Raw genomic sequence first — 19,557 nt, 5'->3', positions numbered from 1 at the left:
AAAAGAACGTCCCCTTTCTTAAATGGAAGGGGACGCTTTGTATCAGTGGAAGACTTCAGCCCGCTAGCCACCCACATGCACAATCGGCCTGCGGTCGCGGTCTTTCTCGGCGCGGCGCAGGATCTCGTGGGTCAGGGGCGGCACGTCGCCTTCGCCTTCAATCAGGAATTTGAGGGCCAGATGCAGTGGGCTGTCCTCGCTCCAGCGCATATAGACCTGCGGCGGCGCTCCCTTACCGCGCAGGTGCAGCATCAGCGCCGCGATGGTGTTGGGCACGCTTGAGCCTCTGGCCTTGAGAATGCCGTATGGCCCGACCATCACCGCGCTGACTTCCACCACGTCGCTGAAATCCGAGGCGTCGTCTACCTCCACTTCCAGAAATACAAACGGCGCGTCGTCGGGCAGGTGGGCCATCTGGCGGGTGCGGAGTTCTTTTTTCTGATACTCGGCCTGAGTAAAGGGGCCGGGGCGGTGGGCCACCAGCCTGAGCGGGCGAATCGGAAAGGACTTGATGAGTTTCATTGCCGATTCGTCGAACACCACGCTGCTGACCCGCAACTCGAACGAGCGCTGCACCCGCGAATAGAGGCTGATGGCCAGCACCGCCGCGATAAACAGCAGCGCAATAAACAGGCCTTCCGGGTTGCCGATCACCGTAACGCTGATGGTGTAGATAAAAATCAGGCTGATGAACCCGAAGGCATAGCCCAGGGGCCGCTGCTGATGCCGGAAGGCCGAGAGCGTGACCGCTACCGCCGCCGAGGTCATCAGCGCCAGCACGCCGGTGGCGTAAGCGCCCGCCTGCGCGTCCACGTTGGCGCGGAAGGCCAGCGTCACCAGAATGGAAATCCCCACGAACACCAGCACCAGGGGGCGGTTGGCCCGAGTCCAGTCGGGAGCCATGCCGTATCGCGGCAAGTAGCGCGGCACGATGTTGAGCAGCCCGGCCATCGCCGACGCGCCCGCGAACCACAAGATCAAGATGGTCGAGAGGTCATAAAAGGTGCCGAAGGTTTCGCCGAGGTGGCGGTGGGCCAGGTACGCCAGCGCCCGCCCGTTGGCTGGCCCGCCCGCTTGAAAGTCGGCGGCGGGAATCAATAGCGTCGTGACCAGACTGCTGGTGAGCAAAAAGACGCTCATGATCAGCGCGGCGGTGGTCAGCAGTTTTTTGCCGTTGCGGATGCGGCCCGCCGGTTTGGTCTCGGTGTCACCCTCGTCGCCTTTGATCAGCGGCATCACCACCACGCCGGTCTCAAAACCCGACAACCCCAGCGCCAGCCTGGGAAACACCAGCAGCGCCCCGCCGATCAGCGAGAGCGGTGAAGCGTAGCCTTGCCGCAAGGTGGCGATCCAGTCGGGAAAAACCTGAGGGCGGTGCGCCACCAGCCACAGGCCGTCCGCGACCACCACGCCGCTGAGCGCCAAGTACACGATCACCAGCACCACGGCGATGCCGATGGCCTCATTGAAGCCTTTGAGGAAAACGGCCCCCAACAGTGCCAGCAAGCAAAGCGTCACCGGAACCTGTGCGCCGCCCAGAACGGACTTGAGCAGCGGGTTTTCGGTGAGGTGGGCGGCGGCGTCAGCAGCGGACAGCGTGATGGTAATGACAAAGCCGGTGGCCACAAAACCGATCAGGGCCAGCACCAGAAATTTGCCGGGCCAGAAGCTGAGCAGCCGCTCAAGCATACTGATCGAGCCGTCGCCGTGCGGGCTTTCCTCGGCAACCCGGCGGTACATCGGGAGTGCCCCGAACAGCGTGACAAGCACCAAAACTAAGGTGGCAAACGGCGACAACGCACCGGCAGCCAGGGCAGCGATGCCGGGTTGATAGCCCAGCGTGGAAAAGTAATCCACTCCGGTCAGGCACATGACCTTCCACCACGGGTGGGTGTGGTGGTTGGCCTGCACCCCGCGCTCGTCTTCGTAAAAACCTTCGCGGTCAGGGTTGGGGCTGGAGCCTTCGAGGAGCCAGCGCTTGAACGCTGAGGGAACGGGGGGCAGTGTAGCGGCAGTAGCATTCGGCGTGACTGGGGGCGGCGTCATTTCGCCCGCTAGTATGCGCCGCAGATTTGAGGTTGAGGGTGAAGAACGGTGGACTCCGTTTGAAACCCCATCAACAGCTTCAGCCGTTCGTAAGCTGGCGCTCAGTCGTGTTCGCGCAGGGGAGGATCGCCCGACAAACCAGAGGCCAGCGGGGCTTCTAGACAGTCGGTGGTATGCAAGTGGTATTATTCGTATCCATGAACACTCCGCCAGATGCCCGCCCGCCGAGAGTGCTTGGTTTGATGAGTGGCACCAGCGTGGACGGCATTGACGCGGTACTGCTGGAGCTCAGCGGCTATCCGAGACTGGGAACGAACATCCACTCTCCTGCGCTCAGTGGCCCCGCGCCGCGTTTCAAGATTCTGGAACACCGCGCCGTGCCGTTTGCGGACGATCTGCGGGCCGCGCTGTTGGCGGCTGGGCGCGACGAAACCACCACCAGTCAGATCACCCAGCTCAATTTTTGGCTGGGTGAAGCGCTGGCCGATGCGGCGGCAGACCTGGCCATGAGCGCCGATCTGATCGCCAGTCATGGCCAGACGGTGCATCACATTCCGCACCTCGACGCCTCAAGGGGCTGGCACACCCCTTCCACGCTGCAAATCGGGGAGGCCGCTGTGATCGTGGAGCGCACCGGCAAGCCGGTCATCTCGGATTTTCGGCCCCCTGATCTGGCGGCAGGCGGGCAGGCCGCGCCGCTGGTGCCGTTCGCTGACCGGATCATGTATGCCGAAGCGGGCGTGCGGCGAGCAGTTCACAATCTCGGCGGTATCAGCAACCTGACGTACCTTCCGGGACTGGATGAAGCGGGCGTGCTGGCTTTTGACACCGGCCCTGCCAACGCGCTGATTGACGAGGCTGCCGAACTGTTCGGTAAACGTTATGACGAGGGCGGGCAGATGGGCGCGGGTGGTCACGTCGCGCAGAGTCTGGTCAGCGCCTGGCTGGACGACCCGTACCTGAACGCCCCGCCGCCCAAATCCACCGGACGCGAACGCTGGAACTTGCAGCAACTCCCCGGCGTATTTGAACTTGATGCCAAGGACATCGCCGCCACTGTCACGGCATTCAGCGCCCAGAGTATCGCTCAGGCGTACCGGCGTTTCGTGCTGCCGCTGGGCTTGGACGAAATCGTGGTGGCGGGCGGCGGGGCCTTTAATCCTACCCTGATGGCGCAGCTCAGGGCCGCCCTCGCGCCGATTCCGGTTTTGACTTTTGAGGAACGCGGCTGGAATTCTGCTGCCCGCGAAGCCGCCGCTTTTGCCGTGCTGGGCTACTACGCTTATCAGGGCTGGCGCAACACCCTGCCGCACACGACGGGGGCGCGGCACGCCGTGATCGCCGGAAAGCTGTCGCGGCCCTTTATGGGGTGAGGAGAGGGCAAAGCGAACTTGCCTTGCGCTCTCCTCACCCCTCCATCCAGTCTGACTCACTCCTGACGCCTTCTTAAGCTGCTCTCATTCAGGATTCAGGGCAAGTCAGCGGCCAGCTCCTAGGCTGGCAGAATATGAAACGTGCATCACTTTGCTTAGCGGCGGCGCTTGCCTCGGTCTGCTTCAGCAGCGCCTCGGCGGGTCAGCTTTCGCCGGAGTTGCTCGCCAAGCTCAGCGCCCACGAAAACAAACCTGTCAGCGTGATCGTGCGCTTCCGCTTTGACAAGAATGATCAGGGCAGGGCACTGTTCAAAACTTTGCGTCAACAACTGAAACAAAGCCGCGCTCAACTGGGTAAAGCGTCGGGCTTCGTCGATTCGTCGATGCAAAACGGCGGCACTGAATTGTGGCTGTATCAATCCATAGCCCTCAAGCTGACGCCCTTGCAGGCGCTGACCCTCTCCAGCTTGCCGATTGTGGATGAGGTCTTCGAGAACTTCAAAGTCAAGATCCCCAAAGTTCAGGCGCTGGATACCGGCAGTCTGGGCGAGGCGGGCGACACAAACCCTGACTTCGACCCGCTACACATGATCGGTGCCGACGCAACGCGGGCGGCGGGCCTGCGCGGGCAAGGCATTCGTATCGGGCACCTCGATACTGGCGTGGACATCTTTCACCCCGAGTTGCAGGGCAAGGTGGTGGCGTTTGCCGAGTTCAACGCGGTGGGCAAGCGGGTAGACAGCAAGCCGCACGACAGCGCCCAGCACGGCACCCACACGGCGGGCCTACTGGTCGGCAATACGCTGGGCGCGGCCCCCGACGCCAAACTCATCAGCGCTCTGGTGCTGCCCGGCGGCGAGGGGACCTTTGCTGAGGTGATCGCCGGAATGCAGTGGGTGCTCGACCCCGACAACAACGCCGACACCGACGACGGCGCGAACGTGGTCAGCCTCAGCCTCGGCGTGCCGAGCAGTCAGGATCAGCAAGCCTTCGTGCTGCCGGTGCAGAACATGCTCAGGGCGGGCGTGGTGCCGGTCTTTGCGATCGGCAACTACGGCCCCGACCCCCAGACCACCGCCAGCCCCGGCAACATCCCCGACGTGATTGGGGTGGGGGCGGTAGACCAAAGCGGCAGCGTCGCTCCCTTCAGCAGCCGTGGCCCGGCGATCTGGACAGGGGCTTACAGCGGCAGCTTTATCAAGCCGGATGTGGTGGCCCCCGGCGTGGGCATTCGCAGCAGCTTTCCCGGCAAAGGCTACGGCGTGCTCTCCGGCACTTCGCAGGCTGCGCCGCTGGTGGCGGGCGCGGTGGCGGTGATGCTGGGGGCCAAACCGGGCAGCAACGTGGACGACATCAAGCAGGCCCTTTATTCCAGCTCGTCCAACAATGGTCAGAAGAACAACGACAGCGGCTACGGCCTGATCAACTTGCCCGCCGCGCTCGTCAAGCTGGGTGTTAGCGTTGCCGCGCCGCCCAAAGCCCAAGCGCCAGTGGCGGGGCCGAACGGGTACACCTTCTGCGTGCCGGAAGGCCAGCGCTGCAGCTTCAGCGGCCAGAAGCAGGTGGCTTTCGGCGCGGCGGGACGCTACCTGTCGGGCCTGACCAGCGACGGCTTTAACTGCACGGTGGCCGAATGGGGCTCAGATCCGGTGCCGGGCACGGCCAAAGCCTGCTTTGTGCAGGAAGCTAAACCCTAAAGTCGCATTACACTCAAAGGGTGAGCCACCTCGCCGCTGACCCGCCGCCCAACGGTTTTCGCACCTTCAGCATTTTGTGGGCCAGTCAATCGGTGTCGGTGCTCGGCTCGGCGCTCTCGGCCTTCGCCTTTAACATTTACCTGGCCCAAACGGTTTTTCCGCTGGAATCGCAAAAGCCCCAACTGGCACTGGCTCTCTCAGTGACGGCCCTCGCCTTTACCTTCACCGCCATGCTCGGCGCTCCCCTGGCCGGCGTGTGGGCAGACCGCCGTGACCGCCGCGCCACCATGCTCGGCTGCGACCTCATCAGTGCGGCTCTGGCGCTCAGCATTGGCTTGCTGCTGCTGCTCTGGCAGCCTTCCTTCTGGTCGCTGTTGCCGCTGGTGGCCCTGACCGGACTGGTTGGCAGCTTTCACATCAGCGCCTTTGACACCAGTTACGCCACGCTGGTCAGCTCAGCCCAGTTGCCGCGTGCCAACGGTATGATGCAGACCATTCAGTCGCTTTCGGGCCTGGCCTCGCCCGCCATCGCCGCCCTGATCGTGGCGCTGCCCGCATTGGCCCGCAAGAGCGGTCAAGACACCTGGCTCTCCGGCTTAGAAAGTGGCGTGCCGCTGGCCTTTTTGCTGGACGCTGTCAGTTTTTCTGTGGCCGCACTGGTGCTGACCCGCCTGCGTATCCCCTCGCCCGCCGCTCACGCACCGACTGAAACTGCCGAGAAGCGCAGCATCCTGAGTGATATCGGCTTCGGCTGGCGCTATATCCTCGACCGCCGCCCACTGCTGTGGCTGCTGCTCACCTTTGCGCTGGTCAATTTCGTGTCTGGGCCGCTGGGCATCTTTGAAACGCTGCTGACCAAGTACCAACTCGCTCCCGACTGGCAAGCGCGGGGCTACAGTTTTGCTCCGGCGCTGGCTCTGCTGACCACCCTCGGCAGCGTGGGCGGCGTGCTGGGCGGCGTGGTCATCAGCGCTTGGGGCGGCCTCAAACGGCAGCGGGTGCTGGGTGTGCTGGTGCCGATGATTTTGCTGGGCGCGGCGCAACTGCTGTTCGGGGCCTCGCGTTCTCTGTACCTCAGCGGCGCGGCGCTGCTGCTGTTCGGGCTGACCGTACCCTTCCTCAACGCCCACTCGCAGAGCATCTGGCAGGGCCAAGTGCCGCCTGCTTTGCAAGGTCGCGTCTTCAGCGTGCGGCGTTTGATCGCGCAGTTCACTGGGCCGCTGTCTATTGCGCTGGCCAGCTTCGCGGCGGCGGCGTTTCCGGTGGGCTGGGTGGTGATGGCCCTCGCCGCCGTGCTGATCGTTTTTTGCGTGGGGCAACTCTTTAACCCGGCTTTGAGGCGCGTGGAAGACCAAGCTGGGCTGGATCAGGAAGCCGCTCGGCGCAGCATTCGGCGGGCCGTTCTCAAACAGCGCCCGCGAACTTGATTGCCTCAACGCGGTTTAATAAGGTCAATATGGAAAAAATCAGCCTGACCACCGCTGCCAACACCGGCCACTTCGCTGCCCTTCCTGCTCAGGTCGGCACGCTCTTTTTTGCGGCGGGCACCGTATTGCCGCCCACCAGCCACGCCCAAGACGAGATTTCGTTTATTCACAGCGGCGTGCTGCGGGCCGTCAGCGGCGGGCAAGCGGCGACCTTGCGCGGCGGCGACGTGAGCTTTATTCCGGCGGGCGAAGTCCATCAGGCCGAAGTGCTGGAAGACGTGACACTGAGCTACGTCTTGCTGGAAAGGACGCTGGACTCAAGCGCTTCATAACACTCACAAAACGTTCTTCAGAGGATTCCTAAACTCCTCAAAATATTCGACACAACTTTTCATTTTGCGCCCCCATAATTTTAGAGGTTGCTATGTTGGCATTCCTACGCTAAAGGGTGATTTGTTACGTTTTTGTCTCCTTATATCCAAGCTGACTCTGCTGTAGAGGTCAGTTCCTGTTTTCAGATCTACACCTTTCAAAAATCGACTCTTTATCACATTCATCTGATTGTTATTGACAAGCACTATCTAGAAGTAAGAGTGAGTGCGTTATCTCCCGAATGTGGCAAATATCGGCGTTTCACCCCTAAATTCTCAACCATTGAGGAGACTTTTCATTATGCCAATTAGTTCATCAAAAACCAGAAAAGCAGTTCTAGCGGTTTCGGCTGCTTTGGCTCTCGGCATTGGCGGCGTAGCGGTGTACAAGCACAACAGCTCACCCAGCCAAACGGCTCAAACTCAAAGCGGTCAAACGACCCTCGTCGAAGCGAGTTTGGCTCAGGCGGTTCCGGCCAAGTCGGCGGTGCCTGTCTTTAACCCCGTGCATGCCAAAACGGAAAACGAGCGCAACACCGTCGACGTGGTGCGGGCCGCCCAAGACGGTTTGGTCTATGTCAGCGTCCAGAGCGGCACCAAGACGGCCACTGCGCCGCAAAAAGGCTCTGGCAACTCTGGCAAGGGCCAGCAAAACGGAGACAGTCAGGGCAGCGGTCAGGCCGATCCATTTGCCGGAACGCCGTTTCAGGGCATGCCGTTCGGTCAAGGCGGCCAAGATGGCGGCTCATCCGGTACGCCGCAAGGCCCGCAGCGCGGCACTGGCAGCGGCTTCTTCGTGGACGCCAAGGGCGACATCCTCACCAATTACCACGTGGTCGACGGAGCCGACACCATCACCATCCGGGTTCACAACCACCCCGAAACGTACACCGCCAAAGTTATCGGCACTGCCCCCGACTACGATCTGGCGCTGATTCGGGCTGACGGTCTGCCCAAGAACCTGATCAAGCCGATTCCACTCGGCAACAGCGACGGCCTGGAGCCGGGCCTGAAGGCTATTGCGCTGGGCGCACCGTTCGACCTCGATTTCAGCGTCACTGAAGGCATCATCAGCTCGAATGCCCGCACCATTCCGGTGGGCACACGCGACGTGAACCAGTCGGTCATTCAAACCGACGCGGCCATCAACCCCGGCAACAGCGGCGGCCCGCTGCTCGACAGCTCTGGGCAGGTCATCGGCATCAACACCCAGATTCTGAGTGGCGGCAGCGATCAGAACGCGGGCGTAGGCTTTGCCATTCCTATCAACACCGCCAAGAGCCTCCTGCCGCGCCTGGAAGCAGGCAGCAAGATCACCACGCCGGTGCTGGGTCTGCGTTACGCCGATCTGTCCGGCCTCGACTCGGCGGCCCTCAAAGCCCTCAACTTGCCGTCTTCGGGGGCACTCGTGCAAGAAGTGCTTCCCGGCAGCCCCGCCGCCAAAGCCGGACTCAAAGCCGGAACCCAGAAAATTACCTTGCAAGACGGCACGCCGCTGACCCTCGGCGGCGACGTGATCCTCTCGGTCAACGGCAAGCTGATCGGCCAAAACAACAGCTTGCAGTCGGCCATCTTTGGCCTGAACCTGGGCGACATTGTCAAGCTGAGCATCAAGCGCGGCGGCAAGGTGACGGAACTCAGCGTCAAGCTCAGCGAGTTTGCGCCGCCCACCAACTCCTGAACTGTCCAGTGTGCAAACGAAAAGCCCCAGTTTTGAGCTGGGGTTTCTTGATGGTGCAGGCCTGCGCCTCATGTTCCGCGCCGCGCCGAGAGCAGGCGCAGCACCAGCAGCAGCCCAAACGCGAACACCACCATGATGGCACTCAGCACCAGTGCGGGGCGCAGATCGCTCTCGATGGCGCTGTAAATCGCCAGCGGAATGGTGCGGGTCGAGCCTTGCAGCGATCCGGCAAACAAGATGGTGGCCCCGAACTCGCCCAGCGACCTCGCCCAGGCCAGCACCAGGCCCTCCAGCAAGAAGGGCAGGGCCAGCGGCAAAGTAACGCGGAAAAAGACCCCACGCTCGCCCGCGCCGTCCACCCGCGCCGCCGCCTCGGTGTCGGGATCGTAAGCCGAGAAGCCCGCTTTGGCGGTTCGGATATAAAAAGGAGCGCTGGTAAACAGCAAGGCCAGCACCACCGCTGCCGGACTGAACGCCAGATCGATGCCTGCCAGTTCGAGCGGGCGGCCCAGCACTCCCCGCGATCCGAAGGCCAGCAGCAGCGCCACTCCCGCCACCACCGGAGGCAAAGTGATCGGCAAATCCAGCAGGCTTTCGAGCAGGGCGTGGCCCCAAAAGCGCCGCCGCGAGAGCAGCCAAGCGGCGGGCGTGCCGAAGATGATGGTCAGCCCCAAGCTGGCCCCCGAGGTCAGGACACTGACCCGCAGGGCGTCCGTCACGGCGGGGCTGAGCAGCGTGGGCAAAAAGTCGGCGCTCAGGCCGCGCAGCAGCAGCGTCAGGGTGGGCAGCAGCAAAAAAGCGGCCAGCACTGCGCTGATCAGAATGGGAAGAGGGTGGGCGGCGGCGCGGGTCAACGAACCTATTGTCCGATTTTGAGCAGGAACAAGCGCGACAGTCCGCTCACGTAGCGCCCCGCTTTGCCGTCACCCGGCACGATGAGGCGCAGCGGCCCGTCCAAAGCCGAGAGCGGCTGCCCATCTTGCTCGTAGGCGATCAGCACGGCGCGGTTGCCAAAGCCCGGATCGAGTTCGCCCCACGAAAATACGGCGGCGTAACCGTCACGCCCGCTGGCCAGCAGGGCGTAGCGCAGCGCGTCGTTTTTGATCTCGGGCCGGAACTTGGGCTGCGCCGACTTCAAAACGTCGCTCAGCAGCGCTCCTTTGTAGACGTGCTGGATTGGCTTGCCCGCCGCCGTGGCCATCAGCGTGACACTCTGGGCGGGCAGGGCACGCACCGCTTCGAGTGTCAGCGTCATCGGCTGGGCCACCGCTCCTGTCACCATCACCGTCTGCGCCGCGCCGACCGTGCTCGGATCGGCCACCGTACTCTGGGCATTGACCGTTCCAGATAGCGCCGTACTCAGCAGCAGCCCCGCCAAAGCCTTGATCTTGGGGCGCTGACTCATCAGTCTTCCACTCCAATCATCACGTCGCTGGCCTTGATGACAGCATTGGCCGTTTGACCGACCTTGAGGCCCAATCGCTCGGCGGAGGAGCGGGTGATCGTGGCGGTGATGGAGGTGCCGGGAGCCACGTCCAGCGTGATCTCGGCGGCCACCTCGCCCAGCTTGATGGCGCTGATGGTGCCGGACAGTTGGTTATGGGCGCTTATTTTCATGGGTCATCTCCTGCGTTTTGTTCTGGCGAAGGGTTGGCGAAGCGGCAACGGTTATTTCGCGCCGACGAAGCCCCACTTTTTCAAGATGGCTTGTCCAGCATTCGAGAGCACGTAGTCCACGAAAGCCTGACCCTCCGCCGTGTTGCCGCCCTTCAGCACGCCAATCGGGTAGCTGGCCAGCGGATTGAAGCGGGTCGGCAAACCGATAGTCCGGACATCCGACTTGAGGCTGGGCGTCACGTCGCTGACGTAGACGATGGCCGCGTCGCCTTGCCCGAGCTGAATTTTGACGGCCACTTGCCGCACGTTGGGTTCCTCGCTGACCACGTTTTTCAGGACGCGGGCGCTGAAGTCTGTTCCGTACGTTCCAGCTTTCGAGATCAGATCGAGCGTTTTGCGGCTGTAGTCGCCCACCGGCACGCTCTTATCGGCCAGCACCAGCTTGACCCCCGGACGCGCCAGATCGGCGAGCTTGCCCACCGCCGCGTTGCCCTTGGGCGCGATGACCACCAAGCGGTTGCGGGCAAAGGTTTGGCCCGCGCCGAGCGAACCGGACTTGACCAGCGGATCAAACTGAGCAGAGTTGGCGCTGGCGAACACGTCGGCCTTTGCGCCCTGTTCGAGCTGGGTACGCAGCGCCTGAGAGCCAGCGAACTGAAAGGTGGTGGTGTTGCCGGTTTTGGCGTCGAACTGCTGGCCGATCTCGCTGAAGGCGTCGGTCAGGCTGGCCGCCGCGAACACCGTGACTTTGGCCGCCGAAGCGCTGGACAGACCGAGGGCGAGGCAGGTGAGCAGCAGGGGTTTGAACGTTTTGAAGATCATTTAAGCGCTCCTTTTGGGCGAGAGAGTAGAAATGAGCCGTCCCGATTCGGCAGGATCGTAGCCGCCGAGCGAGGTGAGTTCGGCACGCAGAGCAGGCGAGCGGGCCGCTTGCAGCAGCGCCTGAACGCCGGGGTGCGTCAGATGCTCCTCTGGCACCACCAGATCGAAGCGCTCGCGCAGCAGCGGCACGAAATCCAGCCCGTGCGCCTGCGCTGCCGAACGCGGCCCCACCCCCACATCGGCCCTGCCGTGCGCGATGGCCTCGGCAGAGTCGAGCGGGGTGGGCGCTTCTAAGTCGTAACCGCTGATGGTGCGTGCGTCTAAGCCTGCTTCCCGCAGCCAGTCGTCAAGCAGTCTGCGCGACCCCGCTCCTGCTGGGCGGTTGACGACCCGCACCCCGCGCCGTCCCAAATCTCTCACCGCCGTGATGTTCTCAGGATTGCCCGCCCGCACCATCAAGCCCTGCTCCCAGCTCCACAGCGCGTAGACCTGCACCACCTGTTCGGGAAAGGCTGCCGCCACGAACGGCAGATTGGACTGGCCGCTGGCCATGTCGTACAAGTGCAGCCCCGCCGCGTGCGCCTCGCCGCGCACCAAGGCCTCAAGCGAGCGCTCACTGACAGCGGGGCGCAGCAGCACCCTGGCAGGCGCGGCGTGGCGGCACAGCAAAGCCAGGGACGGATCGCAGCCGTAGAGCACCGCCGTGTCGTCCCAGACGTGCGACGAACTCAGCGGCTCGACCTGAACGCGGCCTGCGGCTGCGGCTTTCACCATCAGGGCGTCGGCGCTACCTTGCAAAGCGTCTACTCCGCTCAGGGGGTAAGCCAGCAGTTTGCCTGCCACGCGGGCCAGTTGGAGGCGCTGCCCCGGCTCGGCCTCGCCCACCAACTCGGCCTGCGGCGCGTCCGATGCCAGAGAAAACAAATCTTCGACTCGGCATCCCAGAGCGCGGGCCAGCTGAAGCGCCACCGTGACGCTTGGGGTGTAGCCGCCGCCTGCGCCGCTCCTGCTCTCGATGCGGTGCAGCGCCTGACGGGTCATTCCGGCGCGGTGGGCCAGCTCGGAAGCGCCTAACCCCAAGCCCTCACGCCGCGCTTTGACGGTATTGGCAGGCGTTTCGGACATGGGCATCCCAACGAGTGTAAACAATAAGCTACAGGGTGTCAACGCTGAGTTCCATCACTCTGCTGACTGTCTCCCGCGCTTGAGAGAGTCTTTAACCGCCTGAATCGCACAACCGGTAGCCCTTATGCTGCCAAAATGAAACAGCCTCAAATCCTCAGTGGAATGCTCATCGGAGCGGTGTCAGGTGTGGTCGGCGCTTATGTCAAGTCGTTTGTGGAGCCGCCGCTGCAAACCTTGGCCGAGTCGATTTTCCCCCCGACGCCTGCCGAGAAAAAGATGATCGGGGCCGATATCAGCGGGCGGCCCGACCATATGCCGCCCGCCGAGATGGTGCAGGCGGCGGCGGACGCGGCGGGCACCAATCTTAGTAGGCCGCAGAAGATGGCCGCTCAGCAGGCCATTCACTACACGCTGGGCGCGGGCCTCGGCGCGGTTTACGGAGCGCTAGCCGAAATCAGTCCGGCGGTGACGCGCGGCGCGGGCGCTCCGGCAGGCGCGGTGATGTACGGCCTGACCCACGCCACCGCCGTGCCCGCCACTGGTTTTCAGGCCTGGCCCTGGCAACTGCCGCCCTCTGCCGTGCTGTGGGAAGCCGGATCACACCTGGCTTACGGCCTGAGCGTCGAACTGACCCGCCGCAGCTTGATTGCTTTGTTGCAGCGGTAAGATGCCTAGAGGTCAAGCTCTCTGAACCCGTCTACGCCTGACTTCCGCTAACGTAAGAGCGTGAGCAAAACCATTGATCTCAACGCCGATGCGGGCGAGTCCTACGGGGCTTGGACTTTGGGCGACGACGCGGCGCTCTTTCCGCTTCTCAGCAGCGTCAATATCGCCTGTGGCTTCCACGCGGGCGATCCGCTGACCATGCAAAGCGCTGTCGCGCTGGCCAAGCAGCACGGTTTGGGCATTGGCGCACATCCCAGTTACCCCGATTTGGCAGGCTTCGGGCGGCGCGTCATGGAGGCCACTCCAGAGCAAGTTTATGCCGATTGCCTCTACCAGATTTCGGCCCTCTCCGGCATGGCGCAGGCCGCCGGAAGCCGCTTACAACACGTCAAGGCCCACGGCGCACTCTCCAACCGCGCTTGTGTGCACGCGCCGACGGCTCAGGCGATTGCTCAGGCCACCCGCGACTTTGATTCGCGTCTGCCTCTGATGGTGCTGCCCTCTACCGAGCTGGATATACAGGCCCGCGCTTTGGGTGTGCCGGTGGTGCTGGAAACTTTTCCCGAACGCGCTTATCTGAAAGACGGCCGCCTCGCGCCGCGCAGCATGGCCGGTTCCAGCATTCACGACCCCAAGGAAGCCGCCCGCCGCGCCGTGATGATGGTGCTCGAAGGCCTCGTGGAAGCGGTTGACGGTGGGTTCTTCGAATGCAAAGTGGACTCGCTGTGCATTCACGGCGACAATCCCAACGCCGTTCAGATCGCCCACGCCATTCGGAACGCGCTGGAAGATGTGGGCGTGACGGTGCGCTCTTTTGCCAAGACTGATTTGTAATGCGGCGGCCCAGCCAACCCACCGGCTTTTACATTCAGTTCGCCGAGCAACTCGACTTGCGCCAAAATGCCCGCCTTCACGCTCTGCACCGCGCTCTGCTGGCCGATGTGCCGCCGGGCGTCACCGATCTGTGTCCCAGTTATGTCAACTTGTATGTGGAGTTTGACGAAGCGCTGATTGATGCGGGAGCGGTGCGGGCGTGGGTGGTGCGGCACCTGCAAAATCTGAGTGAAGGAAGGGCGTCAGCGGGCCGCCTGATTGAACTTCCCGTTCGCTACGATGGCCCCGACCTCTCCGATGTGGCTGAGCGCACCGGCCTGAGCGAGGCCGAGGTGATTCGCCAGCACAGCGCTCCCGAGTACCACGTCTACGCGGTGGGCTTCACGCCGGGTTTTCCCTTTCTGGGTGAGGTGCCGCCGAGTTTGCGCTTACCGCGTCGCGCCACCCCGCGCCCCACTGTGCCGCCGAACGCCGTGGCAATGGCCAACGCTCAAACCTGCGTTTATCCGTTGCCCTCGCCGGGGGGTTGGAACTTGCTGGGCACCGCCCTGACGACCATCTACGACCCCAACCGCGCCGAGCCGTTTTTGATCGTGGCAGGCGACAAGGTGCGTTTCATCCCCGCCGAGGGCGACACCCCGGCCCTCCCCGCCGTGCGCGAATTGTGGCCCGCCGAACCCCACTTCCCGGCCTTCCGGGTCGAGAAGCCCGGCCTGCTGGATGTGCTTTTGGATGTCGGACGCTTTGGGCAAGCAGCGGTGGGCCTTGCCCGTAGCGGCCCGCTGGACAGCCGCTCGGCCCACTTCGCCAACGGTTTGGTCGGCAACTCGCCGGACGCGCCTCTCCTCGAACTCACCCTCAAAGGCCCGGTTCTGACCGCCCTGCGCAGCGTGGTGGTGGGCGTGGCCGGCTTCGGGATGCGGCCTGAAGGCCAGCCGATGCAGCAGAGTTTCCGGTTGCGGGCGGGTCAAACGTTGCGCTTTACCTCCACCCACCTCGGAGCGCGGGCTTACTTGGCGGTGGCGGGCGGTTTTGAGAGCCTGCCGTTTCTGGGCAGCAGCAGCACCGATTTGATCGGGCGGGTGGGGCGGCCCCTGCGGGCTGGTGACGTGCTGGGGCTGGCGAGCTTGCAACCTGCCCTCCCCGGCTTTTCCAATTTGCCGCTCAACTTGCCGGAGCGTATTACCTTACGCCTGCTGCCTGGCCCTCAGGCGACGCGGGAAGCGCTCGTGAGTTTGGGCAGCGCTCCCTTCCGCGTCACCGGCTCAGACCGGATGGGCCTGCGGCTGGGTGGGCCAAGTGTGCCGGGCGGGCAAGTCATCAGCGAGGCCACGCCGCTGGGAGCGGTGCAGGTGACGCCAGCGGGCGAGCCGATTTTGCTGCTGGCAGACCGGGGCCGCATCGGCGGATACAGCAAACCCGCCGTCCTGCACCCCCACGATTTGCCGCTGGCGGCGCAACTGCGGCCTGGCCAACTCGTATCCTTCAAGCCTGAGCTGTCTGGCTCTGCCGAAAGCTGGGCGCGGCGCTGGTTTCTCAACACACAGGAGAACTTATGACCCCCAATCAAGCACGTTTCACTGGCAAAACCGTCCTCATCACCGGAGCGGGCGGCGGCATCGGGCGGGCGGTGGCGCTGCGGTTTGCCGCCGAGGGCGCAAACGTCGCCGTCAATGACATCAAAGCCGAAATGGTGCAGGCGGTCGTGGACGAGATCAAAGCGGCGGGCGGATCAGCGCTGGCCGTCCCCGCCGACGTGTCCGACGCCGCGCAGGTCGAAACCATGTTCAACCGAGTGGAAGCCGAATTTGGCTATGTGGACGTGCTGTACAACAATGCCGCCCTGATCGACACCGCCCGCCATTTTCTGGAAGGGGACGAAGCGTGGTGGGACAAGATTCAGCAGGTCAATCTCAAGAGCGTGTTCCTGTGCTCGCATAGGGCGGCCAAGATCATGGTCAGGCGGCGCAAAGGTGTCATCCTGACCACCTCGTCCGGCGGCGCGACCCGCGCCCACCGGGGCAACGTGGCCTACGACGCGACCAAGGGCGGCATCGAGGCCATGACCCGCTCGATGGCGCTGGATTTGGCTCCTTACGGCGTCCGGGTCTGCGGCGTGGTGCCGGGCTTTATCAACACTTACGGCCTGACCGAAGCCGAGTTGCGCCAGCGCGAAAAGACCGTGCCGCTGGGCCGCTACGGCGTGGCCGAGGACATGACCGGCGCGGCGCTGTTTCTGGCCTCGGACGACGCGGCCTACATCACCGGCCAGCTTATCAGTGTGGACGGCGGCGTCTTGGTGCAGCAGCGCTCAGCCAACGTGGACACTTTTCCGGTGGAAGGCTTTCCCATTGTTGAGGCAGATCTCGCGTGATCCATCGAACGGCGGACATCCTCGTGATCGGAGCCGGAATCATCGGTGCGGCGAGTGCCTACCGGCTGGCCCAGCGGGGCCTCAAGGTCATGGTGCTCGAAAAAAACCACCCTGCCAGCGGCTCTACCGGCAAAAGCGTGGCGGGCGTGCGGGCGCAGTTCAACTCCGCCACCAATATTTTGCTGTCGCGTGAAAGCATCGCCGAGTACGCCGCCATGCCCGAGTCGGGCTACCGAGCGGAAGGCTACTTGATGCTGATTCCCGAAGCGGGCTGGGCCGCGCACCAGGAGGCGGTGGCCTTGCAGCAGAGTCTGGGCATTGCGTCGCTGGCGCTCACACCTGACGAAGCCCAGCAGTACACCACCTTCAACACGGCTGGCCTCGGCGGGTGCAGCTTTTGCTCCACCGACGGCAAGGTGGACGCCCACAGTCTCAACCATGAATATGTGCGGCTGGCCCGCGAAGCGGGGGCGCGGATACTGCTGGACACGCCCGTGACGGCCATTGAGCGGGTGGGCGAGAGCTGGCGAGTCACCACGCCCAGCGGCACCTTCGAGGCCCCGCAACTCCTCAACGCCGCTGGCGCGTGGTCGGGCGAAATCGGCGCTCTGGCCGGTCTGGACATCCCGGTCAGGCCCGCCCGCCGGATGGTCTTCTCGACAGCCTCCATTGACCTTCCCAAACCCGTACCAATGACTTTCGACCTCGCCAGTGGAGTGTATTTGCGCTCGGAAGGCGAGCGGCTGATCTTTGGGCGGGCCGACCCTTTGGATACCGGCTGGCGCGAGGGCATGAGCTGGGACTGGCTGGAACCCACTTTGGCGCTGGCTTTGGAGCGCTTTCCCTTTTTGGAGAGCGCCTCACTCGACCAAAAAGCCAGTTGGTGGGGCTATTACGAACTCACGCCCGATCAGTTCCCGGTGGTGGGCCGGATGCCGGGCGCAGAAGGCTGGCTCAACGCCTGCGGGTTTTCCGGTCACGGCGTGATGCAGGCGGCGGCCACCGGGCGGGTCATGGCGCAACTGGCGCTGAATGAAACGCCGTTCATTGATGTCTCGCCGCTGAGCATCGAGCGCTTTGCCGCTCAGGAAGTCAGGACGCTGGATCTGCAAGTTTGAGGATGTCGGGGATGAAGGCAGTGGGTCACCTCAAGACAAGTTTCTTCTAGGCCGCCGCTTTCTCTAGATTTCGTGGCCCGCTCCCGGAGTGGCCTGCATCCCAACCGGCATTCCGCTGCGGGCGCTTTCGTAACCGCCCAGCACCAGGCGCACGCTCTCGCGGCCGTCTTCGCCGCTGCACACGACCGGCGTGCCCCCCGTGATGCTGCGGACAAAAGCCACGACGCTGGCGAGGTGAGCGTAATGCGGCTCATTCAGCGCGGCAAAGTCGTACCACGTTTCGTCGGTGTCGTCCCAACTGCCGGTGCCCGCCGTGCGGCTGACAAAGCGCAGTCTGGCCCTGCCGAGGCGGTTGCTGCATTCGAGTGCGCCGTGCGTGCCGTAGACCGCGAAGCTTTCCTCCCAGCCGGTGGCCGTCCAAGCGTTTTCCACGCTGCCCAGCGCTCCGCTTTCAAATTCGAGCGAGGCGACGCTGGTGTCTTCTACCTCAGTGTCAAACTTGAGGGTCGCCAGCCGTGCAAAAATGCTGCGCACGTCGCCGCCGAAGTGCCGCGCCAAATCCATCATGTGACAGCCGTTGTCGAGCAGGCTGCCGCCGCCGCTGGCTTTGAGGCTGCCAAACGCGCCGCGCACTTCCTCCGCGCCGCCCCAGTCATGGGCTTGGCGCAGCCGCATAAAGGTGACGCGCCCAATCCGGCCTTCTTCAATTAGGCGCTTGGCGGTTTGCACATTCGGACTGGAGCGCAGGTGGTGGTTGGTCTGCAAAATGGCTCCGCTGGCCGCTGCCGCCGCGATCATCTCGCTGCAAGCGGCCAAGTCCAGCGACAGCGGCTTTTCGCACAGCACGTGGATGCCCCGCTTCAGGGCGGCCAGCGCGGCGGGCGCGTGAAAAGCGTTGGGCGTGCAGATGCTGAGCGCCTGCACCTGTTCGCGCTCCAGCATTTCCGTGAAGTCAAGGTAGCCGCGTGCGTTCCAATCGGCCTCGCGGCTCAGGCGCATGCCTTCGCTCGGTTCGGCAAAGGTCACCACGTTCGCGCCCGCTGCCCGGTAGCCTTCAAAGTGCCGCACTGAAATGGCCCCCGCGCCGATGATGGCGACATTCAGTGGGGCAGCATTGAGCAGGGGAGAGGTCACTGCCGTTCCGTTTGGGTGTGCAAGGGTTCTAAAGGCTCTGGCCGGTTTCCGAACGAGCGCGGGGCGCTGGCGGTGGGGCGTGCCCACAAAGCAGCGTTGGCGATGACCTGCTGAATCTTGGCCTGATGGTAGGTCGGATACGTCTCGTGACCGGGCCGAAAGTAAAAGATCTTGCCGCTGCCGCGCGTGAAGGTGCAGCCGCTTCTGAAGACCTCACCGCCGGAAAACCAACTGACAAACACCAGCTCGTCTGGCGCGGGTATATCAAAATGTTCGCCGTACATCTCCTCGGCTTCCAGCTCGATGTATTCACCGACGTTCTGGGCAATCGGGTGCGCCGGGTTGACGACCCACAGCCGCTCTTTGTCGTTGGCCTCGCGCCACTTGAGGTCGCAGCCGGTGCCCATCAGTGCTTTGAAGACCTTGCTGAAATGCCCAGAGTGCAGCACGATCAGGCCCATGCCGTCCAGCACGCGGGCCACCACTTTGGCGGCGACCTCGTCCGACACGTCGCCGTGCGCTTTGTGGCCCCACCAGATCAGCACGTCGGTGTTGTCCAGCACCTCATTGGTCAGGCCGTGTTCCGGCTCATCGAGCGTGGCGGTGTGAACGTTCTCGAAGCCGTGAGCGCTCAGGCCCACCGCAATCACTTTGTGAATGCCGTCCGGGTAAACGGCGCTGACCTTGGGGTTTTCTTTTTCGTGGCGGTATTCGTTCCAAACGGTGATGCGCGGCTGAGGGTTGGTCTGGGTTACGGGGGTTTGGGTCATGGTGATTCTGAATCTAGCGCCTCTGAGCATGACACGTCAGGCTTTGGCAAGCATCACTTTGAGCGTTTCAGGATTGGCGGGCGCGGAGGTGTGCTCGTGGATAATTTTCCATCCGCCCAAACGCCGTTCCAGCACCCAAGTCAGCCGATTTTGCATGGCCCTGAGCACCTCGCCCCGCGCCGACTGGCCCTGATACGTCACGACAGCGTGAAGCGTGCTCAGGTTGTCGCCCGCTCTGACCTGCACTTCACTGAAACTGACCTGTACCTGTTCATCGCCCAGCGAGCCGAACCACTCTTCCACCGCTGTGCGCCAAGCGGTGGCCCCGTCGTAAGCCCAGACCCCCCACACATCAAAAACACAGACCTCCTCGGCGTAGAGAGCCAGCAGCGCGTCCACATCTCTGGCAAAGACGGCGGCCTGGTAAGCGCTCAGGACATGCTGCGGGTCAGTAGAAGTCATGGTGCAGTGTAGCTGTTTATTATGTTGAGATGTAAACCAG

General features: G+C 63.4%; 19 protein-coding genes. 10 read left to right on the top strand and 9 right to left on the bottom strand.

Annotated features, from left to right (window positions below; all coding sequences use genetic code 11):
• Nucleotides 1-63: 63 nt before the first annotated feature.
• On the bottom strand, nucleotides 64-2,046 hold the full coding sequence (locus EHF33_RS17790) for an APC family permease (protein WP_420889976.1): 1,983 nt from the start codon (nucleotides 2,044-2,046) through the stop codon (nucleotides 64-66).
• A gap of 197 nt (nucleotides 2,047-2,243) precedes the next feature.
• On the opposite strand from EHF33_RS17790, the gene EHF33_RS17785 reads away from it, so the two are divergent.
• From EHF33_RS17785 to EHF33_RS17765, 5 genes are all read left to right on the top strand, one after another.
• Entirely contained in the window at nucleotides 2,244-3,419 is a 1,176-nt protein-coding gene (locus tag EHF33_RS17785; protein ID WP_241191399.1) for an anhydro-N-acetylmuramic acid kinase, read from the top strand.
• 134 nt (nucleotides 3,420-3,553) lie between these two features.
• Nucleotides 3,554-5,116 carry a S8 family peptidase gene (locus EHF33_RS17780; protein ID WP_124874678.1) on the top strand — a complete coding sequence of 521 codons (1,563 nt, stop codon included), beginning with the start codon at nucleotides 3,554-3,556 and terminating at the stop codon, nucleotides 5,114-5,116.
• 20 nt (nucleotides 5,117-5,136) lie between these two features.
• On the top strand, nucleotides 5,137-6,543 hold the full coding sequence (locus EHF33_RS17775; RefSeq protein WP_124874676.1) for an MFS transporter: 1,407 nt from the start codon (nucleotides 5,137-5,139) through the stop codon (nucleotides 6,541-6,543).
• Nucleotides 6,544-6,572: 29 nt separating this feature from the next.
• Nucleotides 6,573-6,875, top strand: coding sequence for a cupin domain-containing protein (locus tag EHF33_RS17770; protein ID WP_124874674.1), 303 nt, complete (start codon nucleotides 6,573-6,575; stop codon nucleotides 6,873-6,875).
• Between the two features lie 394 nt (nucleotides 6,876-7,269).
• Entirely contained in the window at nucleotides 7,270-8,595 is a 1,326-nt protein-coding gene (locus EHF33_RS17765) for a S1C family serine protease (RefSeq protein WP_241191398.1), read from the top strand.
• A gap of 68 nt (nucleotides 8,596-8,663) precedes the next feature.
• Here the strand turns inward: EHF33_RS17765 and EHF33_RS17760 are convergent, their stop codons facing one another.
• Genes EHF33_RS17760 through EHF33_RS17740 form a run of 5 tightly spaced genes read right to left on the bottom strand, consistent with a single transcriptional unit; the run spans nucleotide 8,664 to nucleotide 12,165 of the window.
• Entirely contained in the window at nucleotides 8,664-9,449 is a 786-nt protein-coding gene (locus EHF33_RS17760; RefSeq protein ID WP_241191397.1) for an ABC transporter permease, read from the bottom strand.
• Nucleotides 9,450-9,454: 5 nt separating this feature from the next.
• Nucleotides 9,455-10,000 carry a molybdopterin-dependent oxidoreductase gene (locus tag EHF33_RS17755; RefSeq protein ID WP_124874670.1) on the bottom strand — a complete coding sequence of 182 codons (546 nt, stop codon included), beginning with the start codon at nucleotides 9,998-10,000 and terminating at the stop codon, nucleotides 9,455-9,457.
• A complete protein-coding gene (locus EHF33_RS17750; protein WP_124874668.1) occupies nucleotides 10,000-10,212 on the bottom strand; it encodes a TOBE domain-containing protein in 213 nt (70 codons plus the stop codon). Before EHF33_RS17750 ends, EHF33_RS17755 begins: the two co-directional genes overlap by 1 nt.
• Before the next feature lie 51 nt (nucleotides 10,213-10,263).
• The gene (gene modA / locus EHF33_RS17745; RefSeq protein ID WP_124874666.1) at nucleotides 10,264-11,034 is read right to left on the bottom strand and encodes a molybdate ABC transporter substrate-binding protein; all 771 of its coding nucleotides are present in this window, start codon (nucleotides 11,032-11,034) and stop codon (nucleotides 10,264-10,266) included.
• Complete coding sequence (locus tag EHF33_RS17740) at nucleotides 11,035-12,165, bottom strand: substrate-binding domain-containing protein (protein WP_124874664.1); 1,131 nt, start codon at nucleotides 12,163-12,165, stop codon at nucleotides 11,035-11,037.
• 129 nt (nucleotides 12,166-12,294) lie between these two features.
• Here EHF33_RS17740 and EHF33_RS17735 point away from each other — a divergent pair, with 129 nt between their 5' ends.
• From EHF33_RS17735 to EHF33_RS17715, 5 genes are read left to right on the top strand one after another with little or no spacing between them, the layout of a single operon-like run.
• The gene (locus EHF33_RS17735; protein WP_124874662.1) at nucleotides 12,295-12,825 is read left to right on the top strand and encodes a DUF1440 domain-containing protein; all 531 of its coding nucleotides are present in this window, start codon (nucleotides 12,295-12,297) and stop codon (nucleotides 12,823-12,825) included.
• Nucleotides 12,826-12,885: 60 nt separating this feature from the next.
• Nucleotides 12,886-13,659 carry a LamB/YcsF family protein gene (locus tag EHF33_RS17730; protein WP_124874660.1) on the top strand — a complete coding sequence of 258 codons (774 nt, stop codon included), beginning with the start codon at nucleotides 12,886-12,888 and terminating at the stop codon, nucleotides 13,657-13,659.
• Nucleotides 13,659-15,218 (top strand): 5-oxoprolinase subunit PxpB, encoded by a 1,560-nt coding sequence (gene pxpB, locus EHF33_RS17725; RefSeq protein WP_124874658.1) that lies wholly within the window; start codon nucleotides 13,659-13,661, stop codon nucleotides 15,216-15,218. The genes EHF33_RS17730 and pxpB overlap by 1 nt, the downstream gene beginning before the upstream one ends.
• Nucleotides 15,215-16,033 (top strand): SDR family NAD(P)-dependent oxidoreductase, encoded by an 819-nt coding sequence (locus tag EHF33_RS17720; RefSeq protein ID WP_124874656.1) that lies wholly within the window; start codon nucleotides 15,215-15,217, stop codon nucleotides 16,031-16,033. The genes pxpB and EHF33_RS17720 overlap by 4 nt, the downstream gene beginning before the upstream one ends.
• The gene (locus EHF33_RS17715) at nucleotides 16,030-17,151 is read left to right on the top strand and encodes an NAD(P)/FAD-dependent oxidoreductase (RefSeq protein ID WP_124874654.1); all 1,122 of its coding nucleotides are present in this window, start codon (nucleotides 16,030-16,032) and stop codon (nucleotides 17,149-17,151) included. Before EHF33_RS17720 ends, EHF33_RS17715 begins: the two co-directional genes overlap by 4 nt.
• Before the next feature lie 63 nt (nucleotides 17,152-17,214).
• On the opposite strand, the gene EHF33_RS17710 is transcribed toward EHF33_RS17715, so the two are convergent.
• Genes EHF33_RS17710 through EHF33_RS17700 form a run of 3 tightly spaced genes read right to left on the bottom strand, consistent with a single transcriptional unit; the run spans nucleotide 17,215 to nucleotide 19,517 of the window.
• Nucleotides 17,215-18,285, bottom strand: coding sequence for a Gfo/Idh/MocA family protein (locus tag EHF33_RS17710; RefSeq protein ID WP_241191396.1), 1,071 nt, complete (start codon nucleotides 18,283-18,285; stop codon nucleotides 17,215-17,217).
• Entirely contained in the window at nucleotides 18,282-19,055 is a 774-nt protein-coding gene (locus tag EHF33_RS17705) for a ThuA domain-containing protein (protein WP_124874652.1), read from the bottom strand. Before EHF33_RS17705 ends, EHF33_RS17710 begins: the two co-directional genes overlap by 4 nt.
• A gap of 36 nt (nucleotides 19,056-19,091) precedes the next feature.
• Entirely contained in the window at nucleotides 19,092-19,517 is a 426-nt protein-coding gene (locus EHF33_RS17700; protein ID WP_124874650.1) for a YybH family protein, read from the bottom strand.
• Nucleotides 19,518-19,557: the final 40 nt, after the last annotated feature.

The organism is Deinococcus psychrotolerans, assembly GCF_003860465.1.
GTDB classification, from domain to species: domain Bacteria; phylum Deinococcota; class Deinococci; order Deinococcales; family Deinococcaceae; genus Deinococcus; species Deinococcus psychrotolerans.
This window is presented reverse-complemented; position numbering and strand designations above follow the sequence as displayed.